This is a genomic window from Pantoea sp. ICBG 1758 (assembly GCF_002928325.1).
Classification (GTDB): Bacteria; Pseudomonadota; Gammaproteobacteria; order Enterobacterales; family Enterobacteriaceae; genus Pantoea; species Pantoea eucrina.
Window position 1 is genome coordinate 115466 of the sequence record NZ_POWL01000004.1, and the last position, 15440, is coordinate 130905.

The 15440-nt window shown below is 58.6% G+C and carries 9 protein-coding genes; 3 read left to right on the plus strand and 6 right to left on the minus strand.

Annotated elements, in window-relative coordinates:
* The first annotated feature begins 45 nt into the window (after positions 1-45).
* A complete protein-coding gene (locus C1Y41_RS14325) occupies positions 46-3774 on the plus strand; it encodes an FAD-dependent oxidoreductase (protein ID WP_104085684.1) in 3729 nt (1242 codons plus the stop codon).
* Positions 3775-3809: 35 nt separating this feature from the next.
* Here C1Y41_RS14325 and C1Y41_RS14330 read toward each other — a convergent pair whose 3' ends face one another.
* Positions 3810-5003 (minus strand): glycoside hydrolase family 5 protein, encoded by a 1194-nt coding sequence (locus C1Y41_RS14330; RefSeq protein ID WP_233207431.1) that lies wholly within the window; start codon positions 5001-5003, stop codon positions 3810-3812.
* A gap of 103 nt (positions 5004-5106) precedes the next feature.
* Positions 5107-5994: a MurR/RpiR family transcriptional regulator gene (locus tag C1Y41_RS14335; protein WP_104085686.1), complete on the minus strand. Its 888-nt coding sequence runs from the start codon at positions 5992-5994 to the stop codon at positions 5107-5109.
* Between the two features lie 364 nt (positions 5995-6358).
* Here C1Y41_RS14335 and C1Y41_RS14340 point away from each other — a divergent pair, with 364 nt between their 5' ends.
* A complete protein-coding gene (locus tag C1Y41_RS14340) occupies positions 6359-8482 on the plus strand; it encodes a TonB-dependent siderophore receptor (protein WP_104085825.1) in 2124 nt (707 codons plus the stop codon).
* Positions 8472-9599, plus strand: a complete 1128-nt coding sequence (locus C1Y41_RS14345; RefSeq protein ID WP_233207432.1) for an ABC transporter substrate-binding protein — start codon at positions 8472-8474, stop codon at positions 9597-9599. Before C1Y41_RS14340 ends, C1Y41_RS14345 begins: the two co-directional genes overlap by 11 nt.
* Before the next feature lie 2 nt (positions 9600-9601).
* Here C1Y41_RS14345 and C1Y41_RS14350 read toward each other — a convergent pair whose 3' ends face one another.
* The 4 genes from C1Y41_RS14350 to fdhF are packed head-to-tail and all read right to left on the minus strand — an operon-like array spanning position 9602 to position 15374.
* Entirely contained in the window at positions 9602-10549 is a 948-nt protein-coding gene (locus tag C1Y41_RS14350) for a cytochrome d ubiquinol oxidase subunit II (RefSeq protein WP_158249872.1), read from the minus strand.
* Between the two features lie 7 nt (positions 10550-10556).
* Complete coding sequence (locus C1Y41_RS14355) at positions 10557-11924, minus strand: cytochrome ubiquinol oxidase subunit I (RefSeq protein WP_071668299.1); 1368 nt, start codon at positions 11922-11924, stop codon at positions 10557-10559.
* The gene (locus C1Y41_RS14360; RefSeq protein WP_040113859.1) at positions 11917-12402 is read right to left on the minus strand and encodes a DUF1641 domain-containing protein; all 486 of its coding nucleotides are present in this window, start codon (positions 12400-12402) and stop codon (positions 11917-11919) included. Before C1Y41_RS14360 ends, C1Y41_RS14355 begins: the two co-directional genes overlap by 8 nt.
* Positions 12402-15374, minus strand: coding sequence for a formate dehydrogenase subunit alpha (fdhF, locus tag C1Y41_RS14365; RefSeq protein WP_094110888.1), 2973 nt, complete (start codon positions 15372-15374; stop codon positions 12402-12404). Before fdhF ends, C1Y41_RS14360 begins: the two co-directional genes overlap by 1 nt.
* Positions 15375-15440: the final 66 nt, after the last annotated feature.

Genomic DNA, 15440 nt, shown 5'->3' on the forward strand with positions numbered 1-15440 from the left:
TACTTTACAGGGCTGCTGTTTTGTCCTGTTTTCCAGGAGAATTAAATGTTGCCATTTTCCAGCTTCTGGCAGGCCGGTTTTGAGGGTGCCGATCATATTAATCCCGCCGGGATTGCACTTGATATGAATGTAATCAATGCACACGACGTGCATATTGCAACGGATTATGCCGCGCTCGCTGCATTTAATATTCGGTCAGTGCGTGAAAGCGTGGGCTGGCGGCTGGCTGAAGCCGATCCACAGCGTACCTTTGCCCGGCTGACCCGCTGCATGCAGTCGGCCAGCGAGCAGGGTATTCAGGTGAACTGGACGCTGAGCCACTATGGCTGGCCGGACGATCTCACCCTGTTCTCGCCTGAATTTGTGCCGCGTTTTGCGCGGTTCTGCCATCAGGTTGCGACCTGTCTGGCCGGATTTTACCGTGACGTGCCCCCGGTTTACTCACCGGTTAACGAGCTCTCTTTTTTCGCCTGGGGTATTTCAGTAGGACTCTTTGGTAACAACGCCGATAGCGATCCCGATGCCATTAAGCGGCAGCTGGTACGCGCTGCCCTGGCGGGCTGTGATGCCATTCTGGCCGTCGATCCGCGCGCACGTTTTTTGCACTGCGATCCCATTATTCATGTGGTGCCGGAGGATGAAAGCGAGCACGCACAACAGCACGCCGCCGCTCTGACGGCCGCGCAGTATCAGGCGTGGGATATGCTGGCAGGGCTGCGTGAACCGGAGCTGGGCGGGTCGCCGCGCTATCTGGATCTGATCGGAGCCAACTATTATCACGGTAACCAGTGGCTGGCGCAGACCGGCCAGCGGCTGGAGTGGCATCTGGATGATGCCCGGCGCATTCCGTTATCCGACATGCTTGCCCGTCTCTCGGCGCGCTATCAGCGCCCCCTGCTGCTGGCAGAAACCAGCCACGTCGGCAGCGGCCGCGCGGCCTGGATAACCCATATTACCGACCAGGTCGCGCAGGCGCAGCTGGCAGGCTGCGATATTCGCGGCATTTGCCTCTACCCGATTATCGATCGGCCTCTCTGGGAAGATATTACGCACTGGCCGCATAGCGGTCTGTGGGATAGCGATTCGCAAAACGTTCGCCTGCTTAACCACGCTTATGCTGCCGCGCTGCGGCAATCACAACGCGCACTCGCGCGTTTTCAGGGGTTTCTCACACCGGCCGCTGGGCCAAAGGAGTTCGTCATGAATCAATCTGTACTGGTGGTATTTAGTCATCTGCGCTGGGGATTTGTGTTTCAGCGGCCGCAGCATGTGCTCTCACGCCTTGCACAGCACCACCGGATTATTTTTATTGAAGAGCCGGTTTATCAGGCGGGTGAAGCGGGATTGCGCACCTCGCAGCCGGCGGCCAATGTCACCGTGGTCGAGCCGCATACGCCGATACACGCCCCCGGTTTTCATGACGACCAGATTGCGCTACTGCAGCCGCTGCTCAGCAACCTGCTGGAGCCTGGCATTGAACCGCTGGTCTGGTTCTACACCCCAATGGCGCTGCCGCTGCTTAGCGCGTTTAACAGCCGCGGGATCATTTATGACTGTATGGATGAACTCTCCGCGTTTGACCAGGCGCCGCGTCAGCTGCAGCAGCGCGAATCGGCTCTTCTGAGCCGCGCTGACCTGGTCTTTACCGGCGGACGCAGCCTGTATGAAGCGAAAAAAGATCGTCACTCGCGCGTTCACTGTTTTCCCAGCAGCGTGGATGCCGGGCACTTTGCACAGGCGCTCGACCGCAGCAACGGCCATCCGCTGCAGCAGTTTCTGCCTAAACCGCGCCTCGGTTACTACGGTGTGATTGATGAGCGCATGGATCTGCCGCTGGTCACCGCGCTGGCTGACGCGCACCCTGACTGGCAGATCATCATGGTGGGACCGGTGGTCAAGATCGATCCTGCGACGCTGCCGCAGCGTAAAAACCTGCACTGGTTCGGACAGCAGCCTTATGCCGCCCTGCCGCAGTTTCTGGCGGGCTGGGATGTCTGCCTGATGCCGTTTGCGCTCAATGCCTCCACGCGCTTTATCAGCCCGACAAAGGTTCTGGAGTACATGGCCGCGCAGCTGCCGATTGTCAGCACAGCGATCGCTGACGTAGCGCGCCAGTATGCTGACGTCGTGACAATAGCCGATTCGCAGGAAGCCTTTATTCAGGGCTGCGAACACGCTCTGCGCCAGACAGCTGAACGGCGTCATATGCAGGCTGAAGCGATGGCTGCCGTAGTCGCCGCGACGTCCTGGGATAATACGGTGGCGCAGATGCAGCAGCACCTCAGCGCCATTAAACGTCAGCCCGCCCGGCCTGCGACGCAGGCCGCTGCACCCGCTGAACGCACGCAGCCGGTCACGCTGCATCCGGTTGAATGTCTTATCCTCGGCGCAGGGCCTACCGGCCTGAGTGCCGGTTATCATTACGGTAAAGGGGCCGTCGTACTGGAGAAAAATGAGTCGCCAGGCGGCTGGTGCCGGTCAATCGAAGATAAGGGTTTTACCTTCGACTATGCCGGTCACATCATGTTCTCCAACGATCCCTACGTGCTGGAGCTCTACGATCTGCTGCTGGGTGAGAATCAGCACTGGCAGATGCGCGAAGCCTGGGTCTATAGCCACGATGTCTATACGCGCTACCCGTTCCAGTCAGCGCTGCACGGCCTGCCGGCGGAGGTGATTAGTGAATGTGTGCTGGGCGCGATTGAAGCGCGCTACGGCGCGGCAGAAAACGATACCGCCATACTGCCTGGCGCAGACGCATCGCGCGACTGCTGCGCCGACGGCGTGGTAGCGGATGAGGGCTGCATCACTGAACAGCGCGACAGTGAAGATTTTGAACATTTTATCTATCGCGTCTGGGGCAAAGGCATCGCCCGTCATTTTGCCGTTCCCTATAACCGTAAACTATGGAAAACGCCGCTGGCCAGCATGGAGACCTCGTGGCTGGGCGGTCGCGTACCCCTGCCGGATCTGGCGCAGATCGTCAGCGGTGCGCTTGCGCCGCTGGAGAAACCGGTCGGGCCCAACGCGCGCTTCGGCTATCCGCTGCGCGGCGGCTTTCAGGCGCTGATGAACGGTTTCCTGCCTCACCTTAGCTGTACGCTGGAGACCGGAACGGCGGTAGCCGAGATTCAGCCGCAGTCGCGCAGCGTCACGCTCAGCGACGGCAGGCATCTGCAGTATGACCAGCTCATCAGCACGCTGCCCTTACCGGAACTGGTGCGCCTGATGGGCGCCCGCGCGCCGCAGGCGGTACAGCAGGCGGCTTCTCAGCTGCGTCATACCTCTGTGTGCTGCGTTAATCTTGGTATCGGACGTCCGGCGATCAGTGAAAAGCACTGGATTTACTATCCGGGAGACACGCTGTTCCATCGCATCTTTCTGCAGGGTAATGCCAGCCCGCACTGTAATCCTCCGGGCGGATTCGGTCTGACCTGTGAAATCACCTGGCGTGACGATCAACCGCTGCCCTGTGAGGGTGAAGCGCTGATCCAGCGCTGTATCGATGACTGTATCCGGGTAGGCATTATCAATGAGGATGATGAGATCCTCACCAGTAGTATCGTAAACATGCCGTACGCCTATGTCGTTTACGATCATGCGCGCAGTGCCAACGTGGCGCTGATCCGTAGCTGGCTGGCCACGCAAAGTATCCATCTGGCCGGGCGCTACAGCGAATGGGAGTATTACAATTCGGATCACGCTTTCCTGGCGGGCAAGCGGGTAGCAGAGAGCGTGAAAGATCTGCTCAGCAATCGCAAAACTATCGCCTGAGGCGGGGCGTGCCGGGCCGCATGGCCCGGCACGCCTTACTGACCGGCGAGCCGCTTGCGTATCGGCTCAAACTCTTTTGTGGCGCTGCGCGGCAGGGGATCGGGCAGATTTTTCTCTGCCGCCTGCCAGTAGCGCCACGGCACTTTCTGACGACCCAGTTCATAATCCATGCCGTCCCAGCTATCTTCACGAAAGCTATAAAATGCCCAGTGCGCGTCATGGCTGTCCAGCACCGTCAGCACATCTTCCAGGTACCGGGTACAACCGGCCAGCGTGCGCACGCAGCCAAACTCGCTAACCACCAGCTGCCGCTTATCGATCCCGTTACGCGCAGCCCATTCAAAAGGGCGTGCCAGATAGTCCGCGACACGCGCCGCATCCCACTGCTGCATATCCTCGCCGAAAGGTACGTAACCCGGATAGGGCCAGGGCTTTTCACGCCGTGCGTTGGGTGCGCTGGTCGCAGCATAGGGTTCATACATGTGCACGCTGTAAAGTATGCGCGTGTCGTGCAGCGCCTCAGGCCAGTAGTCAAACGCATCGGCGGAGGCATACCAGCCGCTGTCGACCATTATCGGTGTAACGGCATCTGCTTCACGAATAGCGGCTATCAGCGCGGCATAAAACGCCGGCAGATCGCGGCTTCCGCCACGCTGCTGCTGATACCAGCGCGCCATCGCCTCGCTGCTGGCGTGCTCTGCCAGTCCGCCATTTTTTTCCGGCGCGGGCTCATTGATCAGGTTATAGGCGGCGATAGCGGGATGATGGTGCAGAGCAGCAGCCAGATCGTGCCAGTAGCGCACGCTGGCTTCCCACCAGGCTTTATCCTGCCAGAGCCGATCGTCAAATTTTCCCCCGTTATTCTGCGCCCAGCGCATGCCGGGCAGAGAGAGAGGCGTAATAACCACGCGCAGGCCCGCTGCCCAGGCGCGGTCGAGGGTGTGGATAAGCGTCTGCAGATCGCCGGCGTCCAGCCCGCGATACTCATCTGCGTTACCCAGCAAAAAATCGCGTTGCTGCGTGGGCCACTTATCCCAGGAGAGCCGTACCCAGCTGGCACCGTAGTCATGCAGAGCCGTAAAATATTTGCTGTCAGGCGGCAGCCGGTTAAAACTGTTGGCCCCGTGCCGCGATGCTGACCAGAACGCCATGGCGTCTGCCGCCAGGCTAACCGGGCTGGTCAGAACGAGTGTTATAAACAGGGTAATAGTTGTCAGAAATGCACGCACAAGAACTCCTTCTTTTGCCTGCATTTATAGCGATAAAACCGCACCGGCAGGTGTTATTTTTCGTGAATTTTGCGCGCGCCGGATATTCACGATCGGTTCATACTTAGCGTTTAGTACCGGACTTAAGCGATCGGTTTAGCTCCTGAATCCGCTTCATGGTTTTCACCGTGCGTCCGGCATTGACTGAGGCAACCGACAGGATAAGCATTTCAAGACAGACCAGCACGGTCCCGTGCAGCGGCATGCGTCCTCCTTCCCCGCCGCGTGGTACATTGATCACGATATCAGCCTCGCGCGCAAAGGCAGACTCCATCGCATGCGTCAGCAGAATGACAGGAATGCCCAGCTTTCTCGCCTCCTTTAACGCCGTGACCCCTTCACGATGCGCCGATTTCTGCGCCATCATCACCAGTACATCACCACGCTGCAGGCTCAGCAACTGCTCTGCCAGCGCAATGCCGGTGCGGTTCAGGGTTGTGGCGGGCAGCCCGATACGGCTGAACATACGGGCGCTGTAGTCCGCAAGAATACCTGACGCGTTGATGCCAAAGAGGGCGACCTGACGCGCTTCGCTTAGCAACGCCACCGCCTGTGCCACCGCCTGACGGTTTTCGGGCTGTGCCAGCGCGTGACACGCCTGCTGGTGTCCCAGCAGCACAAAATCGATGCTGGCATTAATATCGCAGGCCAGTTCGCTAACGGTCGCGCTCATCTTTGCCGCAGAGTTAATGGCCGGCCCCGCCCACTCCGCCAGCGTGAGTTTAAGATCGCGCAGGCCCGTAAAGCCCAGCGCCTGTACGGCACGGATCACCGTCGCATCAGACGTTCCCGTTGCGGCGGCAATATCGATAGCCGTCGCTTCCGCCACGCTCTCACGATGCGCATCAATATAGCGGGCGACCGTCTGCAGCCGGGGGGAGAGACTGGCGATACGAGCCCGGCAGCGGTCGCCAAAAATGTCTGTCCGGACACCCTTTTTTTTCAGCGCCATGGGCTGAGGCTCCTGACATTACCCGCTGTGAAAGGCGGATATGTTGTAGTGGCTGGTCTCGTGATAATGAGATGCGCCCTATTCACTTTACTCACAGAACGAGAAACCTCTTCGCATTTTAGTGATTAATATATTGATTTATAACATCAATATTTAAATATACCGTCATTAGACGGATTCCGGATAAATGTAGTATTACCTGCATTATATCCGTTTACTACTACATTCTTTCATGTTTGAATGATTCTCAATTACATTCAAGCCTGCATTGTGGCCGCTGAAAGATTATTCTCCCTGCCCGCGCGCGGCAGGTTTTGCCGATGGCTTTATGACGGAACACTCCGTCTTTACCAGGTTTGCTGACATGCTTATTTCCTCTACTTTTGTGCCAAAGGCGTTACGCCCTGCGTTATATGTTGCGCTGCAGGGGCTTATCCCTGTCTCCGTTACGGCCAATGCCGCAGAGCAGGAAACCACGCTCACGGTTCAGGCTGATAGTGAAACCGCGTCCGGTTATAGCGCCGGCAGCAGCACCGTCAGCAGCAAACTGCCCGTTGCGCGGCTTGATGAGATCCAGTCAGTCAGCATCGTAACGCCGCAACAGCTGGAGGATTACCAGGTCAGTCGCCTGACGGAGGCGATGCGCTTTGTCAGCGGCGTAAGCGAAGGTAATACGCTGGCAGGCACGGAAGATGGCTTTGTGCGCCGCGGGTTTGGCGGCAACAGCGACGGTTCGATCTATCGCGATGGCATACGCAGCAGTCAGGGCCTCAATGTCAACGCAGCAACGGAGCGGGTTGAAGTACTGAAAGGATCCGCTTCACTGCTCTACGGCATCCAGAATCCGGGCGGCGTCATCAATATCATCAGCAAAAAACCGCTTTATGAATGGCGTACCGCGCTGAGCGGCCGGACCGCCAGCAGCGGCGGCGGCAGCGGTACGTTCGATATCACCGGACCACTGGATAACGGTTTTGCTTTCCGGCTGGTCGCAGAGCAGCAGAACCAGGATTACTGGCGCAATTTTGGTCGTGATAAACACCGGCTCATCGCACCCTCGCTGCAGTGGTATGGCGAGAAAGCCAGCTTTCTGCTGAGTTACGAAGATTACCAGTATGATATTCCTTACGATCGCGGTACGGCGTTTATCCATAACCGCCCGGTTGATATCGGCTACAAAGATCGGCTGGATGATAAAGCTGGCCACGCCTGGGGCCATAATAAAACGCTGAATACCCACTACGACTGGCAGTTTAGTGACGACTGGAGCACGCGTGTGACGCTGGGCTGGAACCAGCGCCAGTATGATAATAATGAAGTGCGCGTTACCGCCATCGATCCGGACAGCGGGGTTGTGACGCGTCGCGCTGACGCCAATCGCGGTTTTAATCATCAGACAAAATATATCGCCTGGGATCTGACCGGTACGCAGCAGCTTGCCGGCATGACGCACACGCTGGTGGCGGGTACCGATTATGAGATGAATCAGACCTTGCGGGCGCGGCAGTATCAGGGCAAAGCAAATCGCGGGTTTACGCTTGCCGAACCGCATTACGATCTGCTTGCGCCGGTCACGGATGCCACTACCGAGCGCCGCGCAAATGCGCGGCTGCTGAACCGCATTCACAGCCGCTCGCTTTACGCCAAAGATAGCGTAGCGATTAACGATCGCTGGACCCTGGTGGCAGGCGGCCGCTATCAGCATTATGAACAGCGCGCCTCAAAGGGAGCCGACCCAATCGTGCCGACGCTGGAGAGCAGCGGCAACAAATTTTTGCCGCAGGCAGGCGCGATCTACAAACTGACACCGGATATCTCGCTCTACACCAGCGTCAGCAAATCGTTCACCCCCTCAACCGAGGTGGATGATGCGGGACGGGTGGGCAAACCTGAACAGGGCACCAGCTGGGAAGCGGGCAGCAAGTGGCAAATCACGCCGACGCTGTTTGCCAGCCTGGCGCTTTACCGCATTGATGAGCGCGATATGTCACTCAGCATCAATGGCACCACGCGCACTATCAACCGGGCGCGATCCACAGGCGCTGAAGCGGAGCTTAACGGGGAAGTGGCTGCCGGCTGGGAGATCAGCGCCAGTTACAGCTATGATATAGCGGAGATCGCTGACGATGGCGTAAACAGGGCCAATAACGGCAACCGGCTGCAGAACGCTCCCCGTCACGCCGGTGCACTTTGGCTCACCCACACGCTGGCGCTGCCCGGCATTCCGGGTGATTTCCGCATTGGGGGGGGTGCCCGCTATGTCGGTTCACGCGCGGGCGATCCGGAGAACAGCTTTACCCTGCCTGACTATACGGTAGCCGACACCTTTATTGCCTGGAACAGTACCCTTTCCGGGCATAAAACCCGGCTTCAGCTGAACCTGAATAATCTGTTTGATAAACACTACTACACCTCCAGCGGTGGCAACCTGCGCGTACGCGAAGGCGAGACCCGCAATCTGGTGGCGGAGGCGAGCATTGCGTTCTGATTCACTCTTTTTCGCCAGCCTGCTGCTGTTAGCCGGGCTGCTGCTCAGCCCGCTGGCGCAGGCAAAAACGCTCACCGATATTGACGGTCATTTGGTGACAATACCCGATCGCCCGCAGCGCATTGTGCTTGGCGAAAGCCGTATGCTCTATACGCTGGCGCTGCTGGCGCCTGAAAATCCGCTGCAGCACATTGTGGGCTGGCCACGCGATCTGCAGAAATATGATGCGCAGATGTGGCGCAGCTTTGCGCGGCGTTTTCCGCAAATAGAGACGGTTCCGTCACTTGGCAGCGGTGGCCCGGCGGCGATCAACCCGGAACAGGTTATTGCGCTGCGCCCCGACGTCGTCATTTTACCCAGTCTGGCACGCTATGATGATGCTGACGCGCGTCTGCTTGCGGTACTGCAGGCGGCACACATTCCGGTCGTGAAGATCGACCTGCGCGTTCAGCTGCTGAAGAATACCCGGCGCAGCGTGGAGATCCTGGGTGATGTCATTAATCAGCAGGCGCGGGCAGCCGCATTTAACCGGTTTTACGCCGCCCATATGCGGGTCATTGAGGAGCGGCTTGCTGATTTTCACGGTGCGCGCCCTGAAGTGCTGCTGCACCTGCATCTGGGACGCCGCAATGAGTGCTGCGTGACGGCAATCAACGGCAGTCTGGGCGAGCTTCTGCGCCTGGCCGGAGGCGACAACATCGCCGCCCGTACCCGGCAGGGTGTGTTTGCCCGCCTGAGTGAAGAGAGCGTGATTGCCGCGCAGCCTGACTACTACTTTGCTACCGGTTTTAGCGACAATCAGAGCAGTGGCCGGCTGAAGCTCGGACCGGAGATCGCGCCTGATGTTGCACTGCAGAGTTTTCAGCAGCTGACCGGACAGCAGAAAGGGCTGCGCGGGCTGAAGGCGCTGCATAATGGTCAGGCGGGCGCGCTGTGGATGAATTTTTATCTCAGCCCGTGGCACGTCGTTGCAGCAGAATTTATGGCTAAAACGCTCTATCCGCAGCGTTTCGCTGACGTCGATCCTCAGCAGACGCTGGAAACACTGTTTCGCGATTTTTTACGCATGCCGCTGCAGGGAACCTGGTTTATGCGTATACCCGCTGACCAGCCGTAAACTCAGCGCTGAGGGCGGCGTTTGAATACCCAAAAGGACCAGCTGTGGTAGGCCAGCGTCAGCGGCAGGAAAATCAGCATGCCGGTCAGCACCACGCCCTGCGTCACCGGCGACGAGGCCTCTTCCTGAATACGCAGCTGAAACGGCAGCAGCCACGGATAGAGGCCGAACGCCAGGGCGATGACCACTGCGCCGATAAGCAGCAGCGTTGTCATCAGCAGCGCCACCATCGCTTCGCGCCAGAGTAATATGGCCTGAAGCACAATCAGCAGCGGGATCGCAATCAGAATAAGCTGGCCAGGCGCGCGCTGCCAGCTCAGCTGCCATAGCGTCGGCTCCAGCAGTAACACGCCTGTCAGACATATCACCGCGCAGGTCCATGCCAGCACGGCAAGTGACCGGGCGCGTTCTCCCGCCGCCTCACCCAGACGCCAGCAGATCCAGCAGCAGCCCAGCAGCAGATCGACTGCCACCACGCCGGCGCCACACAGCAGCGGTGCCAGCGAGAGATCGATAATAATTCCGGCAGGCGGACGCGAAACCAGGATCAGGCCGCTTATCCAGCCGGGCAAAAAGGCTGCGGCCAGCGAACTGGCTATCATCAGACGGTCAAGCCAGACACGCCATGCCCTACTCACCTGCGCACGATAAGCCAGCGCCAGCGCGCGCAGAAACAGCGCCAGCAGCAGCAGAAATACCGGCACCATCAGCGTCTGCAGCAGCAGACTATAGAGCGCAGGAAAAAGCGCCAGCATTCCCCCGGCCATCAGCACCAGCCAGGTCTCGTTAGCATCCCATAGCGGCAGCAGGCTGTGTGCCATCCACTGCCGCTGCTGTGGCGTGTCGAAAGCGTAAAACAGCATGCCCACGCCAAGATCGGTGCCATCCAGCGCCAGATACATCAGCAGTGAAAAAATCAGCACGGCGGCAGAGAGATCGGCAAGCATCATCAGCTCCTCAGGCCGGTGTTTCAACGTGCTCGGCTGCCACGTCGGCATCGTCAGGCAGCGGTGCGTTGATTTGACGCACTAAATAGAGCAGGCCAGCCGCAAAACCCAGCGTATAGACCAGCACGATAGCGATAAAAATGACCAATGTACTGCTGAGCGACAGCGGCGAAAGGCTGTCAGCAGTACGTAACACGCCATAAACCGTCCAGGGCTGGCGTCCCATTTCCGTGACCACCCAGCCAGCCAGCAGCGCCAAAAACCCGGCAGGCGACATCAGCGTCAGCAGACGCAACAGGCGCGGTGAATGGTATAAACGACCGCGCCAGCGCTGCAGGTTGGCCGCCAGGCTAACCACCAGCATCAGTACGCCGCATCCCACCATCAGGCGAAACGCAAAAAACACCGGTAACACGGGCGGCAACGCCTCTGCCGGAAACTCGCTCAGACTTTTAATATGCCCGCTGAGGTTGTGACGCAGGTAGAGGGAGCCGATCGCCGGGATCGCCAGTTCAGCGTGGTTGCGCTGCGCCTGCTGATCCGGAATGGCAAACAGCCGCAGCGGCTCTCCCTGACCCGGCGGCGGAGCGTGCCAGCTCCCCTCGATGGCAGCCAGCTTAGCCGGTTGCCAGGTGCGCGTATTTTCACCATGCAGATCGCCCACTACAATCTGCGCCGGTACCGCCAGTAGCGTTACCGTCAGCGCGCTGCGCAGCATCAGACGACTGGCCGCTTCATCCGGCTGACGGCACAAGCGCCACGCGGCTACGCCGCCCAGCAGGAAGCTGACGCTTATTGCCGAGGCGAGCAGCATATGAGCCAGACGCCAGCCAAAGGAGGGAGCAGCAAGCAGCGTCCACGCGCTGTCGGGCAGCAGACGGCCATCATCGGTCAGATGAAAATCAACCGGCGTCTGCATCCAGGAGTTAGCCGCAAGGATCCAGAACGCGCTCAGCACGGCGCCCAGCGCCACAAAACAGGTCACGGTGAAATGGACGCCAGGCTTAACCCGATCAAAACCAAACAGCATCACGCCGGTCAGCGCGGACTCCAGAAAAAAGGCGATAAGCACTTCGTACAGCATCAGCGGGCCTATCACCCCGCCCGCGCGTGACGCCAGCCCGGACCAGTGCGTGCCGAACTGAAATTCCATAACGACGCCAGAGACGGTGCCGATAGCCACCGTCAGGGCAAAAATTTTGATCCAGAACTGCAGCGCCTGCCGCGCTTCAGGGCGCTTCCCCCATAGCCAGCGCGCTTCAAACCAGACCAGGAAAGGCGCCAGGCCCAGCGTCAGCGCTGCCAGCGTAATGTGCATGCCCATGGTCAGCGCAAACTGACCACGGGCAATCAGCAGCACCCACTCCTGACTATTCACGGGTCGGCTTACCGCTGTAGCGGGTAATCGGGGTCTCCTCCTCTTTCTGCATCTCGCGCGAAAAAACTTCCAGCGCCGACAGCAGCGGACGCACACCCTGCCACAGGTCTTCATCATTAAGCAGTTTCATTACCCCTCTGATGCCGGGCGCAGCTTTCTCCTGCTGAACAGACTCGCTCGCTGGCTTCATCGCGACCAGCGCATCGCGCAGCGCCAGCAGTACATGATTAAACCGCTCGGGCGGAATAGTGCTCAGCATCATAAACAGCAGCGAAATGTTCTGGATGGCGTTCTGAGTACCGGGGCGATTCAGCCCGCCGGCAAGAATTTTACCAATGTCGTTGTTCGCTTTAACCACGTCATTGGCGAGACGCAGAAAGCCGTGCTGATGCAGATTCTCCAGCAGCGTATTGAGTGACTCCTGCGCGGTGGGTTCAGTGCGCGCAGGTTCAGGCTGGTAGTCCAGCGGTTCGGCCATTAGCTTTTCTCCGGGTGCGAAACATGTTCAGGGGGCAAACGGTACTCCGGCTGCTGCCATTTCACCTCAACCGGCAGGTGATCCAGCGGCGTGCGCTGACCGTGACGGAAGTTATGCAACGGCAGCGGATGCGGCTGAGGCTGACGCGCCAGTTTACGCAGGCTGACGGCAATCTCTTTGTAAGCCGGCGTGTTCACATCCGGGTCGTGGTGGTTACCGGTCAGACCATTGACGCCGGGTTTGCCATAGTGAATCGGGATAAACAGCACGTTCCCTGCGGCACGATCGGTCACCACCACCGGCACCTCCAGCGCGCCGCGCCGCGAGCGGATTTCAACCCAGTCACCCTCCTGCAGCTGACGCGCTTCCGCCAGCTGCGGCGAGATCTCCACAAACCAGTTGGGTGACAGCGACATGATGCGTCCGCCCTGCCCGGTCTGGTTTGTGGACTGGAAATGCTCCAGCATGCGGCCATTATTCAGCAGCAGATCGTACTCTGCGTCCGGCTGCTCTTCTGGCGGCTGCCACTCAAGCGCATAGAGACGCGCTTTACCATCCGGAAACGCAAATGCGTCGGTATAGAGCAGCGGCGTACTGCTGCCATCTGCTTTCACCGGCCAGAGCTGTGACTGCCAGCCTACCAGCTGTTCATAGCTCACACCGGCAAACAGATCCGCAATGCCCGCCGCCTCCGCCATGATGGCGCCGGGGTTTGGATAGCGCCAGTGATGCCCGAGACGCGCGGCGAGATCGGTCAGAATCTGCCAGTCAGGCCGGCTCTCACCCAGTGGAGCAAACGCCGGGGAGAAGTGCTGTATACGGCGCTCGGTATTGACGAATGTGCCCTCTTTTTCCAGGCTCGGACAGCCGGGCAGCACCACGTCGGCGTAGCGCGCGGTTTTGCTCATGAAAATGTCCTGCACCACCATAAAATCGAGCTGGCTGAACGCTTCATCCACTTTGGTGGAGTTAGCGTCTGAAAAGGCGGTATCTTCGCCGATGATGTACATTGCGCGCAGCTGCTTATCGTGGGCGTGCTCAATCATCAGGAAGTTATCCAGCCCCTCTTCATCAGAGAGCGCTTCCGGCGCAACCTGCCAGGCACGCGCCCACTTCTCGCGAACCGCATCATCCGTTACGCTTTCATAGCCGGGGTAAACATTGCTCAGGCAGCCAAAGTCGCTGGCCCCCTGCACGTTGTTATGGCCGCGCATCGGATAGCCACCGGTGCCGGGGCGACCATAGTTGCCGGTCACCAGCAGCAGGTTAGAGAGTGCCGTGCTGGCATCGGCACCGTGGCTGTGCTGCGTGATACCCATCGCCCAGAGAATACAGGCGCTGTTTGCCTGGCCGATCATCTCCGCTGCCTCGGTGAGCGCCTCCACGCTCAGACCGGTTACTTCACTCGCCATCTCAAGCGTAAACGGCGCGAGCGAGGCGCGGTAGGCGTCAACATCATTAACGCGTTCAGCCAGAAACGCGTCGTCTGCATAGTGATGATCGAACATATATTTCGCCATCGCAGAGGCCCAGACCATATCGGTACCGGGCCGGATACGCAGATAGCAGTCGGCGCGCTCCGCCATTTCATGCTTACGCGGATCCACGACCAGCAGTTTCTGCCCGTGATGTTTATGGCTCTGTTTGATGTGCGAGGCGAATACCGGATGGTTTTCTGCAAGATTACTGCCCACGGTGATAATCAGATCGGTCTGCTGCAGATCGCGCAGCGTGCCGGCATCGCCGCCATAACCCACGGTGCGGAACAGCCCCTGGGTAGCCGGGTTCTGACAATAGCGTGAAGAGTTATCGACATTGTTGGTACCAAAAATCAGGCGCGCGATCTTTTGCGTCAGATAGGCCTCTTCATTACTGGCTTTACTGGAGCCAATAAATCCAATTGCTGCGCCGCCGTGCTGATGCGCTACGGCACGCAGCCCTTCCGCCACCCGGTTCAGCGCCTCTTCCCAGCTGGCAGGCCGGAATGCTCCGTTTTCCCGGATAAGCGGCGTGGTCAGGCGATTCGGGCTGTTAACAAAATCCCAGCCAAACTTGCCTTTTACGCAGGTGGAGATGCCGTTTACCGGCGCCTCAGCGACCGGCTGCACCTTCAGGATATGGCGATCGCGCGTCCAGACCTCAAAGCTGCAGCCAACGCCGCAGTAGGTGCAGACCGTTTTGGTTTTTTTAATTTCTGTTTTGCGCAAAGCATCATCAATCAGTGAGATGCCGGTTATCGGCTCCATGCCGATGCTCTTCTCCATTTTTTTAATGGCATCAATAAACGGCCGCTTTAAATCCTCATCCATGCGGGTAAACGGACCGGCATCGGGCTGCATGGTTTTTTCTAAAAGCGCGTTACACGGGCAAACCGTGACGCAGTGACCGCAGCTGACGCAGCTCGATCCGGCAATCTCCGTCCCGCCATCCCACAATACGCGCGGATGTTCTGCGCTGTAGTCAATTGAGAGTGTCTCATTGACTTCTATGTTCTGACACGCCTCAACGCAGCGTCCGCAGAGAATGCACTGGTCGGGATCGTAGGTATAAAACGGATTACTGTGATCTTTCGTGTAGGGTTTACGTTCATAGGGATAGAACTGAATCGGCATGTGCATATCGGCTACCGCATTATGCAGCGTACAGTCGCCGGTATTGTGCTCACACACCGTGCAGTAAAGTTCATGGCGATTCAGAATACGGTCCATACCTTCCTGCTGTGCAGCAGCCAGGTCGGCGCCTTCACTGACCACCTGCAAGCCTTCATAAGTCCGCAGGGTACAGCCACGCACCTGCTCTCCGTCAGCCCTGACCCAGCAGACATCGCAGCTTTGCAGCGGCGGCAACGCCGGGTGATAGCAGACGTGCGGCAGTTTTTTTCCCTGCTGCTGCAGAAAATCGATCAGCGGTTGATCCGCTGCGCCACTCAACCGTTCCCCGTTATAAATAATGGTACAGAGTGCTTCGCTCATTTTCGCCTCGTTGACGACAGTGCTCATTATGTTTATCCCGGTAAAACGCCGGGAATTTATTAAAGT

Coding starts and splice junctions, on each gene's coding strand:
- C1Y41_RS14325 (WP_104085684.1), top strand. CDS start 46: ATGTTGCCATTTTCCAGCTTCTGGCAGGCCGGTTTTGAGGGTGCCGAT.
- C1Y41_RS14340 (WP_104085825.1), top strand. CDS start 6,359: ATGCTTATTTCCTCTACTTTTGTGCCAAAGGCGTTACGCCCTGCGTTA.
- C1Y41_RS14335 (WP_104085686.1), bottom strand. CDS start 5,994: ATGGCGCTGAAAAAAAAGGGTGTCCGGACAGACATTTTTGGCGACCGC.
- fdhF (WP_094110888.1), bottom strand. CDS start 15,374: ATGAGCGAAGCACTCTGTACCATTATTTATAACGGGGAACGGTTGAGT.
- C1Y41_RS14350 (WP_158249872.1), bottom strand. CDS start 10,549: ATGATGCTTGCCGATCTCTCTGCCGCCGTGCTGATTTTTTCACTGCTG.
- C1Y41_RS14360 (WP_040113859.1), bottom strand. CDS start 12,402: ATGGCCGAACCGCTGGACTACCAGCCTGAACCTGCGCGCACTGAACCC.